The organism is Halanaerocella petrolearia (genome assembly GCF_054657875.1).
Genome location: NZ_BAAHXW010000001.1, coordinates 920,651 through 935,966, shown reverse-complemented (window position 1 = coordinate 935,966; position 15,316 = coordinate 920,651). Strand labels below are relative to the sequence as shown.

19 protein-coding genes are annotated in these 15,316 nt (G+C 32.2%); 17 read left to right on the top strand and 2 right to left on the bottom strand.

Going from position 1 to position 15,316, the window contains the following annotated elements:
- Positions 1-66: 66 nt before the first annotated feature.
- On the bottom strand, positions 67-3,117 hold the full coding sequence (locus ACYQ39_RS04795; protein ID WP_459840792.1) for a cation-translocating P-type ATPase: 3,051 nt from the start codon (positions 3,115-3,117) through the stop codon (positions 67-69).
- 300 nt (positions 3,118-3,417) lie between these two features.
- Here ACYQ39_RS04795 and ACYQ39_RS04790 point away from each other — a divergent pair, with 300 nt between their 5' ends.
- The 4 genes from ACYQ39_RS04790 to aroE all read left to right on the top strand — a co-directional run bounded on the left by ACYQ39_RS04790 (position 3,418) and on the right by aroE (position 5,515).
- Entirely contained in the window at positions 3,418-3,672 is a 255-nt protein-coding gene (locus ACYQ39_RS04790) for a hypothetical protein (RefSeq protein WP_459840791.1), read from the top strand.
- Positions 3,673-3,747: 75 nt separating this feature from the next.
- Positions 3,748-4,074 (top strand): hypothetical protein, encoded by a 327-nt coding sequence (locus tag ACYQ39_RS04785; RefSeq protein ID WP_459840790.1) that lies wholly within the window; start codon positions 3,748-3,750, stop codon positions 4,072-4,074.
- Positions 4,075-4,110: 36 nt separating this feature from the next.
- A complete protein-coding gene (locus ACYQ39_RS04780; RefSeq protein ID WP_459840789.1) occupies positions 4,111-4,467 on the top strand; it encodes a hypothetical protein in 357 nt (118 codons plus the stop codon).
- A 166-nt stretch (positions 4,468-4,633) separates the two neighbouring features.
- Entirely contained in the window at positions 4,634-5,515 is an 882-nt protein-coding gene (aroE, locus tag ACYQ39_RS04775) for a shikimate dehydrogenase (protein WP_459840788.1), read from the top strand.
- Positions 5,516-5,633: 118 nt separating this feature from the next.
- Here the strand turns inward: aroE and ACYQ39_RS04770 are convergent, their stop codons facing one another.
- On the bottom strand, positions 5,634-5,810 hold the full coding sequence (locus ACYQ39_RS04770; protein WP_459840787.1) for a hypothetical protein: 177 nt from the start codon (positions 5,808-5,810) through the stop codon (positions 5,634-5,636).
- Positions 5,811-6,091: 281 nt separating this feature from the next.
- Between ACYQ39_RS04770 and ACYQ39_RS04765 the strand changes: the two genes are divergently transcribed.
- The 13 genes from ACYQ39_RS04765 to aroQ all read left to right on the top strand — a co-directional run bounded on the left by ACYQ39_RS04765 (position 6,092) and on the right by aroQ (position 15,277).
- Positions 6,092-7,294, top strand: coding sequence for a type II secretion system F family protein (locus tag ACYQ39_RS04765; protein WP_459840785.1), 1,203 nt, complete (start codon positions 6,092-6,094; stop codon positions 7,292-7,294).
- Positions 7,295-7,304: 10 nt separating this feature from the next.
- The gene (locus ACYQ39_RS04760; RefSeq protein ID WP_459840783.1) at positions 7,305-7,745 is read left to right on the top strand and encodes a pilus assembly FimT family protein; all 441 of its coding nucleotides are present in this window, start codon (positions 7,305-7,307) and stop codon (positions 7,743-7,745) included.
- An 11-nt stretch (positions 7,746-7,756) separates the two neighbouring features.
- The gene (locus ACYQ39_RS04755; RefSeq protein WP_459840781.1) at positions 7,757-8,113 is read left to right on the top strand and encodes a type II secretion system protein; all 357 of its coding nucleotides are present in this window, start codon (positions 7,757-7,759) and stop codon (positions 8,111-8,113) included.
- Between the two features lie 11 nt (positions 8,114-8,124).
- Entirely contained in the window at positions 8,125-8,571 is a 447-nt protein-coding gene (locus ACYQ39_RS04750) for a PilW family protein (protein WP_459840779.1), read from the top strand.
- Between the two features lie 11 nt (positions 8,572-8,582).
- Complete coding sequence (locus ACYQ39_RS04745) at positions 8,583-9,371, top strand: helix-hairpin-helix domain-containing protein (RefSeq protein ID WP_459840778.1); 789 nt, start codon at positions 8,583-8,585, stop codon at positions 9,369-9,371.
- A gap of 10 nt (positions 9,372-9,381) precedes the next feature.
- On the top strand, positions 9,382-10,359 hold the full coding sequence (gene pilM / locus ACYQ39_RS04740; RefSeq protein ID WP_459840776.1) for a type IV pilus assembly protein PilM: 978 nt from the start codon (positions 9,382-9,384) through the stop codon (positions 10,357-10,359).
- Positions 10,352-10,864 (top strand): PilN domain-containing protein, encoded by a 513-nt coding sequence (locus tag ACYQ39_RS04735; RefSeq protein WP_459840774.1) that lies wholly within the window; start codon positions 10,352-10,354, stop codon positions 10,862-10,864. The genes pilM and ACYQ39_RS04735 overlap by 8 nt, the downstream gene beginning before the upstream one ends.
- On the top strand, positions 10,851-11,363 hold the full coding sequence (gene pilO, locus ACYQ39_RS04730) for a type 4a pilus biogenesis protein PilO (protein WP_459840772.1): 513 nt from the start codon (positions 10,851-10,853) through the stop codon (positions 11,361-11,363). The genes ACYQ39_RS04735 and pilO overlap by 14 nt, the downstream gene beginning before the upstream one ends.
- Positions 11,356-11,934, top strand: a complete 579-nt coding sequence (locus tag ACYQ39_RS04725; RefSeq protein ID WP_459840770.1) for a hypothetical protein — start codon at positions 11,356-11,358, stop codon at positions 11,932-11,934. The genes pilO and ACYQ39_RS04725 overlap by 8 nt, the downstream gene beginning before the upstream one ends.
- 100 nt (positions 11,935-12,034) lie before the next feature.
- Positions 12,035-13,231, top strand: coding sequence for a chorismate synthase (aroC, locus tag ACYQ39_RS04720; protein WP_459840768.1), 1,197 nt, complete (start codon positions 12,035-12,037; stop codon positions 13,229-13,231).
- 6 nt (positions 13,232-13,237) lie between these two features.
- Positions 13,238-13,771 carry a shikimate kinase gene (locus ACYQ39_RS04715; protein ID WP_459840767.1) on the top strand — a complete coding sequence of 178 codons (534 nt, stop codon included), beginning with the start codon at positions 13,238-13,240 and terminating at the stop codon, positions 13,769-13,771.
- Positions 13,758-14,843 (top strand): 3-dehydroquinate synthase, encoded by a 1,086-nt coding sequence (gene aroB, locus ACYQ39_RS04710; protein WP_459840765.1) that lies wholly within the window; start codon positions 13,758-13,760, stop codon positions 14,841-14,843. The genes ACYQ39_RS04715 and aroB overlap by 14 nt, the downstream gene beginning before the upstream one ends.
- 2 nt (positions 14,844-14,845) lie before the next feature.
- Positions 14,846-15,277, top strand: coding sequence for a type II 3-dehydroquinate dehydratase (gene aroQ / locus ACYQ39_RS04705; protein WP_459840763.1), 432 nt, complete (start codon positions 14,846-14,848; stop codon positions 15,275-15,277).
- The last annotated feature ends 39 nt before the right edge of the window (positions 15,278-15,316 follow it).

Genomic DNA, 15,316 nt, shown 5'->3' with positions numbered 1-15,316 from the left:
AACCCTGCAGTAAAAGCTGCAGGGTTTTTGTATTTACTAGATAATATTTTTAGTTGACTGATAACTTTATGGCAATGCAGGCTTTGGTTGTGAAACTGTTATCTGAGACACTTTTTCTTTTAGATGATTTAGCCTACCAGTGAAACTAGAAAGAAACAAAATAATAATCCAATCACTAAATCTTAAAGGACAAGTACCAAATATTCCGCTAAGTAGAGGAATATATATACTACCTAGTAGAATTAGAGATGAAGTAACTACTGAAGGAAGTATATATTTGTTTTTAGATGAGGATCCAGTACTACAGTCAAAGACATTAAACATTTGGTTGGCTATTAAAGTAGCAAAAGCTATAGTACGAGCTTTGACAAGGTTACCAGTCCAAAGGTAGCTACTAATATATAATCCAAAAGTGCTTAGTCCCATTATAACTCCTTTAGATAGGATATTACGTAATAGTTGCTTGTCAAAGAGGCTTTTATTAGCATCTCTTGGTGATTGAGTCATATTCTCTTTAGCTGGAGGATCTACTCCAAGGGATAAAGCAGGAATTCCTTCTGTAATAAGATCTATTAATAGAATTTGACTTGCTGCAAGTGGAATAGGCACTCCTATTATAGATGCTATAAAGATTGCCAGAGCTTCACCTAGATTACCTGTTAGAACATATTTAATAAAGTTTTTAATATTACTACTAATGCCTCGTCCTTCTTCAATAGCTTTAACAATAGTTGCAAAATTATCATCTGTAAGAATAATTGCTGAAGAATCACGAGTAACATCTGTTCCATTCTGTCCCATTGAAATACCGATATTTGCTTCTTTAATGGCAGGAGCATCATTAACTCCATCTCCAGTCATAGCAATAATATGTTTCTTTTCTTTTAAACTTTTTACAATACGTAGTTTCTGTTCTGGTGAAGTTCTAGCAAATATCGCTATATCATCAATCTCTTCTAATAGTTGTTCGTCAGAGAGTTTATTTAATTCTTGACCAGTTAGAACTTTATCTCCTTCTTCTAAAAGGTTAATTTTTCTTCCAATTGCTTTAGCTGTCTTTTTATGATCTCCAGTAATCATTACTGTTTTTATACCAGCAGTGTTACATCTTTCTATTGCTGATTTGACTTCTGGTCTAGGTGGGTCTATCATCCCTGTTAATCCTACAAAGACTAAGTTTTCTTCAATAGCATAATCGTTAGTTGGTTTATGATCTAATTCTTTATAGGCAAAGCCCATGACTCTAAGAGCTTGGTCTGCCATCTGATCAATAGATTTTTTAATCTGTTTAGTATCCTTGTTAGTTAGTTTTCTTACTTGGTCGCCATCTAGAATTTTTGTACATTTTGAGAGTATAACATCTGGGGCTCCCTTTACATTAATAGAATATTTATTTGAAGGTTCTTTACAGACTACAGTCATCTTCTTTGTTTCTGAATCAAAAGCAATTTCTTTTTCTCTAGTATAGCAATCATAATCTTGCCTAGTTAAATCTGCTTTGGCAGCTAAAACACGTAAGGCACTTTCAGTAGGGTCCCCAACTATTTCTAAAGAATCTGATTGGTCAGTACAAGAGTTCTGATTAACTGATGCATTGTTGCATAGAGAACCTATTTTTAAGATCTGTTTTAAGTCTGCTTTCTGGTTTGGATCTATTCTTTGGCCATTGTATAAGAAGTCTCCATCTGTAGAATAGCCTCTACCTGAAACTTCATAATTACTATTAATAGTTGATATGTCTGTTACTGTCATTTGCCCTTTAGTTAGTGTTCCTGTTTTATCAGTACAGATTACATCAGCACAGCTTAAAGTTTCCGTAGTAGGTAGCTCTTTTACAATAGCACCTTTCTTACTCATTCGTTTTACTCCAAAAGCTAAAGCAATAGTAAGCATTGTAGCTAATCCTTCAGGAATAGTTCCAATAGCTAGACTAACTCCATTTCTAAGAACTTCAACCAGAGGTTGGCCAGTTAATAAGCCAGTAATCATAATTCCACCACAGATTCCTAAACAAGACCAGGTAATAACCTTCCCTAATTTTTTTAGGTCTTTTTGTAATGGAGTTGGCTGATCTTGACTCTCTTCCATCATTTCTGCTATTTGGCCCATTTGAGTTCTCATTCCTGTTTCTACAATTACAGCTTTTCCTGTACCTTTAACAACAGTTGTTCCCATAAAGACCATATTCTTTCTATCTGCTAATGGAGTGGGAGAAGTGTATTCTATCTTATGAGATTTAGAGATAGATTCTGATTCTCCTGTTAGGTTAGCTTCATTTAACTTTAGATTTGAGCTTTCAATTAATTTAGCATCTGCTGGAATAAGATCGCCTGCTTCAAAAGAAATTATATCTCCAGGTACAAGCTTTTCAGAAGAAATCTGATTGATTGATGCATCTCTAATTACTTTTGAATTTGAAGTAGCATACTCTTGTAACTTATTTAGTGATTTTTCAGCTTTATATTCTTGCCAAGTACCTAGTAGTGCTTCAACAAGAGTAATAGTTAGAATAGTTATGGCATCACCAATTTGGCCTACAAAGAATGAAATACCAGCTGTACCTAATAGTATTTTAGTAATGAAATCATTGAATTGAGATAGAAAGATTGAAATAAAAGTTTCTTCTTCTTTTTCTTTAAATTTATTAGGGCCAACTTTCTGTAAAAGTGCTTGAGCTTGTTCTTCCCTTAATCCTTGTTTAGGATTGGTATTAAGAAGATCAACGATTTGCTGGGTAGTTAGTTGATACCATTGATTATCATTACTATATTTTTTATTTTCTTTATTAGGTTTTAGTGCTAAGTCTTCTTCTGAAGTAGAAGCAGTACATTTAATAGTTTCTCTTCTTTGCTTTATAGCAATCTTATAGTTATTCAAAAATAGTTGTAGTTTCTTTTTGATATTATAGTCTGAAATCTTCTGTCTATCATATAAAATAAGAAGAGACTTACTATAAATATTTGTCTCAATTTTAGATAGACCATCTAGTTTAATTAATGAACTCTTTAATTGTCTAGCCAAGACTTTATTCTTATAAAGTTTATTTATTTTAAAGCGTATTCTGCCTGGTAAATTTGATTTTACTGAGAATTGATAATTAATTGCTTGTTTTCTCACTGAAGTTTTTTTACCTCCTTTCTTTATTTTTAGCATTATCTACTTAATATTATGAGTTTTACGACTTTTAAGTATGTAAGAATTATTTTTGTATATTTTATTTTTTTTCAGACAATACTATTATATGAACAATAAGTTGTTAGCTATTAAGCATAGGCACAGACTAAAAAAGGAGTGATAAAGTGAAGTCAATTTTAAGAATGTTATTAGTAGGAGCAGTTTTTGTAACTAGTTCTCAACTTATTAGCTCACTAATGGCTATTTAAATCGGAACTTTAAAGAATAGAAGGAGGTGATAGAGTGAAAGTAGATGAGAAGTTAAAAGAGAAAGAAGAGATAGCAAGTGAACTGAATGAAGCTTTTGTTAAGATAAAAGATAATATGCAAGAGAGCTTTAGACATATTAAAAGTAACCCGCAGGATAGAGATGAAATTATTAACCTTTGGAAATCATACATTAAAAGATTATTTAGAGAGTTTACTGTAATGAGTGAAAAGTATAAAGAAAGAGGAATTATTAAGGCTATAACAAAGACGCTAATGTTTGGACGATAAATAATAAACTTAAGCTTTATTACATTGCATACTTAAAAAGTTCTTGTCTATACTATTATTTAGGGGGGTGATCAGATGATTCCCTTAGGAATTATATATGGCTTTGCTACTTTTTATGGATTGAAAAAAATGAACAGGCTAAAAAGACCTATGCGGAGTGCAACTGTCAAGACTGTTAGTCAAATGTTTGGTGCTGTAGATAAGGCAAAAGAGACAGGATATAATGTAAAAGAAGGTATTGAAGATATTGTAGCTGAAGCCCAATATGAAAATATGAAAAATAAGACTGGTTTTATGGAAGAAAGCAGTGAAGTGAAAATGGAAGAGCAGATGGTTAATAACCAGTGGGAGTGGAATAATGAAACTACAACTGATCATTTGCAAGGAGATAGATCTAATTAATATTAGATTAGTTTAAAAAGTAAGGGAGTGGGAAAAGTGAAATTTTTAAAACCATTTGGTACCCAAAACTTTGTAATAGGAATTGGTATTGCTGCTGCAACTTATCTATTCGGGCCAACTTTGAAAAGAAATGCTAGAAGGGCTGCAGTTAAAGGAATGCAAGGAGCAATGTCAGCAGGAGGTATGGCCTCTGGTGCTATGGGAAAAAGTAAAGATAAGATGGCTGGTATGGCTGGTATGTTTCAAGGAATGGCAACAGAGCAGCAACAGCCTAATCAAGATGTAGCTATGTTATATAATGAATTACAGGAAGAAAGAAAGCAGATTAGTGAATTGGCTAGTGCAGTTAAGAGTTTACAACAAGAAATTTCAGATATGAAAGCTGAAGAATAAAGTATAATTTATGATTTCAAGGTTAAGGGCTAATTTTAACCCTGCAATTATTGCAGGGTTTTAGTTTAAGATATTTTTAGATTTAACAAGGGATTTAGTTTCAATTCTTTAAATAACTTATATCAGGCATAATAATATAAGTATTAATAAAAAGGAGGAGTATAGTATGGAGCAGTTGTTAAATAGTAATTTAGCAGAAACAGAGATTACAGGCATATTTGGCTATCCAGTTGAACATTCTTTGTCACCTGCTATGCATAATAGAGCTTTTTCAGATTTAGGACTTAATTATGTCTATCTACCTTTTGCAGTTAAACCAGACAGTTTAGAAGAAGCAGTAGCTGGTATACGTGGATTAAATATTAAAGGGGTTAATCTTACAATTCCACATAAACAGCAGGTGATTCCTTACTTGGACGAACTTTCAGAGGAAGCTGAGTTGATTGGAGCAGTCAATACTATTGAGAATCGAGATGGTAAGTTAATTGGTCATAATACAGATGGGAGAGGTTACATTAGATCTTTAAAAGAAGATGCTAACTTTAATCCTGAAAGAAAGAAGGCATTAATTGTTGGAGCTGGAGGTGCTGCAAGAGCTGTTGCTTTTCAGTTGGCCCTAGAAGGGGTTAGTGAATTATATATTGCCAATCGGACTATAGAGAAAGCAGAAAAATTAGTGAAAGATGTTAATAATAGCCTTGATCTAAATCAAGCTCAACCAATACCTTTAGTAGATGATAAATTAGCTGATATAATTGGTGATTTAGATTTGATAGTAGATACTACTCCTGTTGGTATGCATCCTAAAATTGATGTAGAGCCAGTAGTTAGTGCTGATCTACTTCATTCAGATTTATTAGTTTCAGATTTAGTTTATAATCCTGAAGAAACTGTTTTATTAGAGGAAACTAAGAAGATAGGAGCTGAAACTATAAGTGGCTTAGGTATGTTACTCTATCAAGGGGTAATTGCCTTTGAAATTTGGACTGGGCAACAACCACCTTTACAAGTAATGAAACAGGAGTTAATAGAAGGAATAAAAGAATAATTTGTAACAGAAAGCCAGGGGAACCTGGCTTTTTTTAATTGGTAAGATAAATGTTAATTTATAATTTAAATCAACAGATAGTAAAGTTTTAAATAATTTAATAGTTCTATGAATTACTTTAGATACATTGCATAGTTTTCTTAACATAATCACTCATATATTTAGATTCTGTTAGCTTACATCTTCTCTCTTTATTATCAAACCAAGTACATTCCTCTTGGTGACAATTATAGTTGTTAGTTTTCTCTTTGATTTGAGAGCTTTTATTAGCCATAAATAATAATGGACAGGTCATAGTTACTAACTCCTTTCCTAAATCTAACTTATTAGGCACATGATTATAATATACATGATTATGTTATATGTGTCTAGATTTAATATTATGCAATAAATAAATAAATTGAATTATAAAGTAATTTTTTTCCTTCTAAAACTTATTATATCACAAAGAAAGATGTATATAAAGTGTATTATATGTAAACATTTTGAATATTAACAAAATTATAATCAGCTTATTAATTTATAAATATTGGTAATAATACATTTTAGTGTAATCTGAATTAGGAGGAGTAGATAGTGTTCTTTCATTATCAAGCTATTAGAGACAATGGAGATAAGCTAGAAGGAAGGATTAAAGCTGAAACCAGAAAGGAAGTAATCAAAAAGTTAAAGGCTAAAAATTATTATGTAGTTAAGGTTGGTCAAGATAATAAATTAAGAGCAGGTAATTGGTTGACTAGTCTAAAGAGTGTAAGTAGTCAAGAGTTAGCACTTTTCAGTCGGCAATTTGCTACTTTATTAAATGCTGGTTTACCATTAGTAAGTATACTAACAGTACTAGAAGAGCAGTTAATAGATAATCAATTACAGGAAATTATATCTGAAGTGAATCAGGAGGTACAAGCAGGTAGAGGACTAGCAAACTCTTTATCTCAATATAATAATCTGTTTCCAGAGTTGATGATTAATCTGATATCTATAGGAGAAGATAGAGGGATTTTAGATAAGATATTAGAGCAGTTAGCTACCTATTTTGAAATGCAAGCAGAATTAAAACAGCAGTTACGTTCAGTCTTAACTTATCCCTTAATTTTAATAGTTACTAGTATAGCAATAATTATATTTTTAGTTACTTTTATTGTACCTACCTTTACTACAGTATTTGCTAGCTATGGTTTAAAGTTACCTTGGGTTACTAGGAGTTTATTAAAGATTGTAGATTTTATTAAAATAAATTGGGAGTTATTATTGCTGAGTAATTTATTTATAATAATTAGTTTGACTATCTATTATAAGACAGAAAAAGGACACTGGCAGCTAGATTATATAGTTTTACATTGTCCTGTAATAGGAAAGTTATTGAATAAAAGATTAATCATTAGATTTAGTCAGATTTTAGGAGTAATACTTAAAGGAGGAAGTGACTTATTGGCAGGTTTAAAGAGTCTACAGAAGGCATCAAATAATCAAGTCTTAAAGAAGAGGTTAGATAAGTTACAGACTGGAGTAGAACAAGGACAATCATTGAGTTCATTATTAATAGGTGATGATTTTTATCCGCAGTTATTGATTCAGATGGTTAAAGTAGGTGAAAAAACAGGTGATTTAGAAGGAATGTTATTAGAAGTAGCTGACTATTATAGGCAAGATTTAGAGTATGATTTAGAAAGGTTAGTTTCTATGTTAAAACCAACTGTTGTAATATTATTATCTGGAGTTGTAACAATAATTGTGTTTGCAGTCTTATTACCATTATTCAGTTTGATGAATGGAATTTAGAGAGAGTAGTATGAAACTAGAGGCTGGTTTTACATTAATAGAAATAGTATTAGTCATTTCATTAATCTCTATTATAGCAGGTATAGGATTACCTTCGGCAGATAATTATTTAAAAAAGATGAGGTTGGCTACTGTAATAAATCAACTGGTTAGTGACTTGCAGTTAGCTAGACAGTATTCAATTACTAAACAAGATAAATACGGAATTGTTTTCAAACCAGAATTAAATCAATATTTATTAGTTAAATCTAAAGTAGATTTGCATGTGATTAGGAGAAGAGTTTTGCAGAAAGTTAGCATTAAGGAGGTTACTTTTCCAGGTAATGAAGTTTTCTTTAAAAGTTTAGGTAACTTAGATGGTTCTAATGGTCGAGTAGTATTGCAGTTAGAAGATTATGCTACTAGGGAGCTTATCTTTTCTTCTAATGCTGGAGAGTTGACAGTAAAGTAGGTGATATAGCAGTGAGTAATGGGTCAGAAAGTGGATATGTTTTACTAGAAGTTATTGTTGTAATTGGAATATTAGGTAGTGTATTAATTCCTATGCTGACTTATTTGATTGATAGTACTGAACAGATAGCAGATACTAGGTTAGAGACAGAAACTATTAATTTAGCTAGATGGAAGTTGAATCTAGAACAGAGCAGAGATTTTAATCAGATTCAAGATACCAATAGACGTTCTTTTGCTAGTGGGTACGCTGACTTTAAATATCAGATAGAAGTGGATAAATTAAGTTCAGAGCTAAAAGAGTTAATTAGTAAAGTCTATTATCAAGGAAAGTTAAAGGCCAAGTTAGTGACAGTTATTTCTAGGTGAAGGAGGATAGTTTGCACCAAGAAACTGGTTTTACTTTATTGGAAGTTATGGTTGGACTAGCAATTATAGGGGTTATCTTTAGTACATTAGTAACTGTTAATCAGTCAATAGTTAAAGTTTGGCAGCATAATAAATTACAGACTAATTTAGAACAAGAGCTTAGAGTAAGTATGAATAGTATTATTAATTATCTAGATCGTGCTCTATATATAAAGCAGATAGCAGATAACCGTATTAAATTTATAGATCAAGATTTAGAAGAGAAAGAGTTGTTTTATCAATCCGGAGTGGGATTATGTCTTAATAGTGATCTGAATCTAATCAGCCATCATATATCTAATTTTAATTGTCAATTAGTGAGAGATGATTTATTGGTTGTTGAGCTAAAAATTACAGATCAGGATATGAATTTAAGTTTAAAGACAGCAGTTAAATTAACTGATAAACAGTTTCCATAGTTGGTGATGAAATGTTTAGAAGAGATAAAGGTTATGTATTAGTTTTGGTACTGATTATTTTATTAGGGTTAGGGATTGTAATTTCTGGTTTAGTAAGAATGGTAGGTAATGAAGTGGTAATTAATAATAACTATAATCGACAGATTAAAGATTACTATTTATTGCAGGGAGCAATGAAAGTAGTTAAACAGGAAGTTAAGTCTAAATTAGAGGAGCTAGATTATGTAACTGATACTAAATTAGCTATGAAGGAAGAAGTTATAGATAGTTTTAGTTTAGAAGGGCCTGATGTGGCAGAAGAGATTAAAATAGAATATAAGGTAAAAGAGATAATAGATGAAAGTAGCAAGCTGAATCTTAATTTAGTTACTCAAGAAAGATTAGAAGAATTACCTAGTCTAAGTCAAACTTTAAGTCAGCGAATAGTAGATAATAGACCTTATAATTACTTAGTGGAACTTAAGCAATTAGAGGAAGTTGGTTCAGCAACCTATCAAGATATTAAGCAGTATGGGACTATCAGTTCAACAAGTAATAAAGTTAATATTAATACAGCTTCTTTAAAGATGTTAGAAACTTTACCAGGGATAGGAGAGACTTTAGCAGGTAAAATAATTAGTCAGGTTCCTTTTAGTAGTAAGGAGCAGTTAAAGAAAGTTTCAGGTATTGGTGATGATACTTATAAAAAAGTAGATGAGTTAGTACAAGTTGACTCTAATTCTTTTCAAATTTCAATTCAGTTTCGTATTCCAGCTCGAGAAGTAAAGGTAGTGAAAAAGGAAATTATAAATTTAAAGTAGGAGGTAAATGATGTTATCACTTTGGTCATCTAAAACTCCTTTAGGAGTAGATTTAGGAAGTTCTAATCTAAAGATAGTAGAGTTAGTACCAGCTAACCCTGTACCTAAGTTAAATCAGTATCTGATTAGAGAAGTTCAATCTGATTTAATTAAGCAGTTAGCTGAGATTAAAGCAGAATATGATTTTCAGACTAATAAAGTAACAATTGGAGTAGAGGGATCAGATTTAATTATTAGGCAAGTAACCTTTCCAGTTATGTCTGAGCAAGATTTAGATCAGGTAATTAGTTTAAATGCAGAAGATAGTCTTCCGTTGCCTATTGAGGAAGTAGAGTTAGATTATGAGATATTAGAGAGAAGAGAAGAAGAATTAGTTGTCATGCTAGTAGCAGTTAAGAAAAAACCACTATTAGATAAAATTAAAGTTTTAGAAGAGGCAGGTTTCAAGGTGGTATCAGTAGCTGCTAGTCCTCTAACTTTAAAACATATATTATCTAGTGAGAAAATATCTCAAGAGGACTTAGTAGTTATAGATATAGGGGCCAAGGTTACTGAGATCATTGTTTTAAAAGAAGGAAAGTTTTCATTTAGAAGGGGTCTTGATATTGGTGGCAGGGATTTTACAGTTGAAGTAAGTAGGAAGAAAGAGCTTAGTTTGTATGAAGCAAAGAACTATAAATCTAATCAACAGATAAAAGAAGATACTGTTAGTCAATCAACAACTAGATTAAAGCAGAAAATAAAACATTCTTTAGGGTATAATTCAGTAAAAATCAGTCAGTTATTAATGACAGGTGGAGTAGCAAATCTAAATCCGTTAGTTAAGAGATTAGACCATGAGCTTGATATTCAAGTAGGAATTCTTGATTCTATAGATTTAATTCAGTTTGATGTATTAGACATTAGCCCTCATTTATTACGCCAGAAGTTACCTCAGTTATCAGTTAGTTTGGGGCTAGCTTTAAGAGGGATAGAGTGCTATGATTGAACTTTTACCATTAGAAATTAAGCTAAAACAGAAAAGAGATAATATAATAAGGTGGATTCTATTGTTAACAGTATTTTTAGTTCTCTTACTAGTAGGAGTTGAATTCTATTTTCATAGGTTGATTGGAAGGTATAATAAGAGACTAGATCAGTTTAATAAACAAGAAAAAGAGTTAATGGTGGAATATAAAAGGCTACAACAGAAAGTAGAGTTGTTGGATCAAGTAAAAAAGATAAAAAAGGTAGAGAATCAAATTAGCTATGTTAGAGTTATAAATGATTTAAATATTATTATTCCTTATCAAGTCTGGTTGACTAAATTTAGTATCAGAGGAGAAGAATTATCTTGGATAGGCTGGGGAGCTGATAATCAAAAAGTGGTATCTACTCTTGAGCGATTAGCTAAGTATCCTTACTTTAATAAGGTTGATCTATTATCTACTGTTAATAAGGATAAGAAAGTTAATTTTAAGATGTCTGGGAGGTTAGGTTATGCAGAGAAATAGATTACTAAAATTAGTACCTGTTCTAGTTTTAGTTATCGGTAGTTGTCTAGTTGCTTCTCAATTAATTGAAGTTAGATCACTACAACAGCAGTTACAAGAAAAGAAACAACAATTAAATAAGATAGAGAGGTCTATTTCAGTTTCTAAATCAGAGATTGAAGATAGTTGGCAGTTAAGAAGTAACCAGGTGAAAGTAGAACAAATAGAGGTAACCAGTTTTTTATCTAATGTAGAGAGGCTAATTACTAAATCAGGTGTTGAGTTAAAGGAGTTGGCCCCTCAGTCTAAAGTGAGAAAAAGCGGATTTGTTAAATTACCTATCAGTCTTTCTTTAGTAGGTCACTACCAGAAATTTATTAAATTTTTAACTGATTTGGAAGGTTTACAGCAGGTTATTAGAATAGAAGATATGAAATTAAATGTTTATGAAGATAAATTACAGGCTAAATTAAAGATCTCTCTTTATGCTCTTGATGAGAGTAATGATATTAATGTTTAAGAAAGTTAAAGACTATTTTTCCCAGAATTTAAAGGTGACTAGTTGGTTAAAACAAGTTATAATGGTGTTTTTATTGTTGATAGCTATTACTTTATGGGCCAACATCCTTTTTTTGGGACCTAATAAGAAAGATAGAGAATCTACTATAGCCCATAAGAAACTTCCAAACCAAACAGAGTCTCAACCAACTATTGATAATTTTAACTCAGATTTCACAACTAGTAAGTTATATAATACTCTATCTGAAGATAGAAAGTCCCCTTTTCTAACTAGTAAAGAAGACCAAGCTGAATTTAGTTATCAGAAGTTGAATGATAAAGAAATAGTAGATAAGCTTAAGAATAAACAAGCTCAAATAATAAATTTAAAGGCAGATTTGATTGTTACTGGATTATTAAAGAGACAGAATGATTACTTAGCTGTAGTGCAAGATAAGAATAGGAGTTATTTAATAGAAAGAGGAGATAAAATTAAAGGTTATCAAGTGATTAAAATAGTTAAAGAGAAGATTAAATTTAAGAAACAAGATAAATATTATAGATTAAAGGTTAAGTTAGATGATTATAATTGATATAAGGTATGACTTTATATTAATTACCAATCAAAACAGGACTTTATAGGTTAAATCAAGAAGTAAGATTAGCAGTAGAGACTAGCAGAGGAGGCAAAATATGCGTTATTTAACAGCAGGAGAGTCACATGGACAAGCAATAACAGGAATTTTAGAAGGAGTACCAGCTAATTTAGAGATTACACCAGAGGATATTAACAGAGAATTGACTAGACGACAAGGTGGTTATGGTCGAGGAGGAAGAATGAAGATTGAAAATGATTTGATAGATATTTTATCTGGAATTAGAGGGGGGAGGACTTTAGGTAGCCCTATAACCTTACAGATCAAAAATGATGACTGGGAGAACTGGGAAGAAGTATTAGCACCTTTTGGTGATTGTGGTTATGACCATGATGAGGTAGAGATTAAGAAGGAAAATAAAATTAAGAGAGTAGAGCCTAAGGTAACTAAACCTCGGCCTGGACATGCTGACTTAGCAGGAGCTTTAAAGTATAATCAAGATGATATGCGTAATATCTTAGAAAGAGCCAGCGCTCGAGAGACAGCAATTAGAGTAGCTATTGGAGCTATAGCTAAGGTATTGTTAGGTGAATTAGGAGTTGAAGTTACTAGTCATGTTATTCAATTAGGTAGTGTAGGACTAGAAGATTATCAGGCTGATTTTGACGAGATAAAGAGTAAGAGTACCCAGTCTGAAGTACGTTGTATAGATGAAGATATCACACAAGAGATGATTGCTGAGATAGATGATTGTAAGGAACAAGGAGATTCTTTAGGTGGTATTTTTGAGGTTAGAACGACTAAGTTACCAGTTGGACTAGGTGGTCATGTACAATGGGATCGGAAGTTGGATGGGAAGTTGGCCCATTCTTTAATGAGTATTCAGGCTATTAAAGGTGTAGAAGTTGGTTTAGGATTTGAGGCAGCTAAGTTACCAGGTTCTCAAGTCCATGATGAAATCAGTTATGATGATAGTTTCTTCCGTCAGTCTAATAATGCTGGAGGAATTGAAGGTGGTATGAGTAATGGTGAACCAGTAGTTGTTAAAGCAGCTATGAAGCCAATTCCTACTCTCTATCAACCATTGTCTTCAGTAGATATAGAGACAAAAGAGGAATTTAAAGCTAGTGTAGAGCGTTCTGATGTTACTGCTGTGCCAGCAGCCAGTGTAGTAGGAGAAGCAGTAGTGGCTTTTGAGTTAGCTAAGGCTGTTTTAGATAAGTTTGGTGGCGATAGTATAGAAGAGGTTAAAGATAACTATACTAATTATTTAGAGAGATTAGAACAGAGGTAGATGGAGATGAATAATATAGTATTAGTTGGCTTTATGGGGACTGGAAAGAGTGCTGTAGGACAGAAGTTGGCTACAAGATTAGATTATAAATTTGTTGATTTGGATCATAAGATTGTAGAAGAGGATGGTAGAGAGATTTCTGATATTTTTGCCGAAGAGGGAGAGGACTTTTTTAGAGATTTAGAGACAGAGGTAACTGCAAAGGTAGCTCAAGATGCTAATCAAGTAATTGCTACTGGAGGTGGAGTAGTCTTACGTGAAGAGAATATTTCTAATCTTAAACAGAATGGAATTCTTATTCTGCTAGAGGCTACTCCAGAAGAAATACTAGAGCGAACAGAAAATGATGATAATCGACCATTATTAGATGTAGAAGATCCATTAGCTAAAATTAAGAGTATGTTAGCAGTAAGAGAAGAAAAATATGATTGTACACCTTATCAGATAGATACTACTGAATTATCAATTAATGAAGTGGTGGAAAAGATAATTGTAAACTGTAAATTGATTACTAGGAGGAGAGAGTATGGAGACTGTTGAGGTTGATTTAGGGGCTAGAAGTTATGAAATTAAGATTGGTGAAGATATTCTTCCTCAATTAGGCAACTATCTACAAGAACTAGATATAGGTTCTAAGGTACTGATTATCTCTAATTCCTTAGTTGATAGTTTATATGGCTCTGAAGTAGAAGAGGCTATTCGAGAGGCTGGTTTTAAGGTAGAGAAGGCTCTAATTCCTGATGGAGAAGAATATAAGTCATTAGATACGGCACAAGATTTATATGATCAAGCAGTAGAAACTGGTTTAGATAGGACTTCTACTATTGTTGCTTTAGGTGGAGGAGTAGTAGGAGATATTGCTGGTTTTATTGCAGCTAGTTTTATGCGTGGGATTAATTTTGTCCAGGTGCCAACTACAGTGTTGGCCCAAGTTGATAGTAGTGTAGGAGGGAAAGTAGCTGTTAACCATCCTCAAGGTAAGAATTTGATTGGTGATTTCTACCAACCTAAATTAGTTGTGGCTGATAAAAAGGTATTATCTACTTTAGAAGAGAGAGAATTAAAAGCAGGATTGGCCGAGGTAATTAAGTACGGTGTTATCTGGGATCAAGACTTCTTTGATTTCTTAGCTAAGAATAAAAATAAAATTTTAGACTTAGAAACTGAATCTATAGTTAAGATGGTTAAAAGGTCTTGTGAAATTAAAGCAGCAGTAGTAGCTGAAGATGAGACTGAAGAAGGGTTACGAGCTATTCTTAATTATGGGCATACTATTGGTCATGCTTTAGAGTCAGTTACAGATTATAAACGTTATAGGCATGGAGAAGCAGTAGCAATTGGTATGGTGGCAGCTGCTAAGTTAGGTTATAAATTAGATTTACTAGATAAAGCTGATTTAAAAGAACAACAAGATCTAGTGGCTGGTTTTGAATTACCGATTACTTATAAAGGTTTAGATAATGATAAAATTATTAAAGCTTTGAGTAAGGATAAAAAAGTAAAGAATGGAGTAGTTAGATTTATTTTAGCTACAGAAATTGGAGAAGTAACTATTACTTCTGATGTACCAGAGACTAAGATTAGAGATACTTTAGAGGAGTTAGGAGGATAAAGATGATTTTAGTAGTCCACGGGCCAAATTTAAATCTTTTAGGTATGCGAGAACCTGAGGTTTATGGGGTTAAGACTTTAGATGATGTCAATCAAGAGTTACGAGAGATTGCTTCTAACAATAGTTTAGAGTTAAAGATTATCCAGTCCAATACTGAAGGAAAGATTATTGATATTATTCATCAGTCACTAGAGCAGAATATAGAAGCAATTGTTATTAATCCAGGTGCTTTTACTCATTATAGTATTGCTATTCGTGATGCTCTAGCAGCTATAGAGGTGCCAATAATTGAGGTTCATTTAAGTAATATCTATCAAAGAGAAGAGTTTAGACATAAGTCAGTAATTGCACCAGTAGTAACAGGTCAGATTTCTGGTTTTGGAGTAGATAGTTATAGATTGGCCTTAGAGCAGGCAATTAGGTTGATTAAATAAGACTTTGTTATTGATATATTGTGTCATTTCTAGTGACAC

Bases quoted from the DNA above. Each gene is read 5' to 3' on its own strand.
- pilM (WP_459840776.1), top strand. From the start codon at position 9,382: ATGTTATCACTTTGGTCATCTAAAACTCCTTTAGGAGTAGATTTAGGA.
- ACYQ39_RS04760 (WP_459840783.1), top strand. From the start codon at position 7,305: ATGAAACTAGAGGCTGGTTTTACATTAATAGAAATAGTATTAGTCATT.
- ACYQ39_RS04725 (WP_459840770.1), top strand. From the start codon at position 11,356: ATGTTTAAGAAAGTTAAAGACTATTTTTCCCAGAATTTAAAGGTGACT.
- aroQ (WP_459840763.1), top strand. From the start codon at position 14,846: ATGATTTTAGTAGTCCACGGGCCAAATTTAAATCTTTTAGGTATGCGA.
- ACYQ39_RS04785 (WP_459840790.1), top strand. From the start codon at position 3,748: ATGATTCCCTTAGGAATTATATATGGCTTTGCTACTTTTTATGGATTG.
- pilO (WP_459840772.1), top strand. From the start codon at position 10,851: ATGCAGAGAAATAGATTACTAAAATTAGTACCTGTTCTAGTTTTAGTT.
- ACYQ39_RS04745 (WP_459840778.1), top strand. From the start codon at position 8,583: ATGTTTAGAAGAGATAAAGGTTATGTATTAGTTTTGGTACTGATTATT.
- aroB (WP_459840765.1), top strand. From the start codon at position 13,758: ATGGAGACTGTTGAGGTTGATTTAGGGGCTAGAAGTTATGAAATTAAG.
- aroE (WP_459840788.1), top strand. From the start codon at position 4,634: ATGGAGCAGTTGTTAAATAGTAATTTAGCAGAAACAGAGATTACAGGC.
- ACYQ39_RS04735 (WP_459840774.1), top strand. From the start codon at position 10,352: ATGATTGAACTTTTACCATTAGAAATTAAGCTAAAACAGAAAAGAGAT.
- ACYQ39_RS04770 (WP_459840787.1), bottom strand. From the start codon at position 5,810: ATGACCTGTCCATTATTATTTATGGCTAATAAAAGCTCTCAAATCAAA.
- aroC (WP_459840768.1), top strand. From the start codon at position 12,035: ATGCGTTATTTAACAGCAGGAGAGTCACATGGACAAGCAATAACAGGA.
- ACYQ39_RS04715 (WP_459840767.1), top strand. From the start codon at position 13,238: ATGAATAATATAGTATTAGTTGGCTTTATGGGGACTGGAAAGAGTGCT.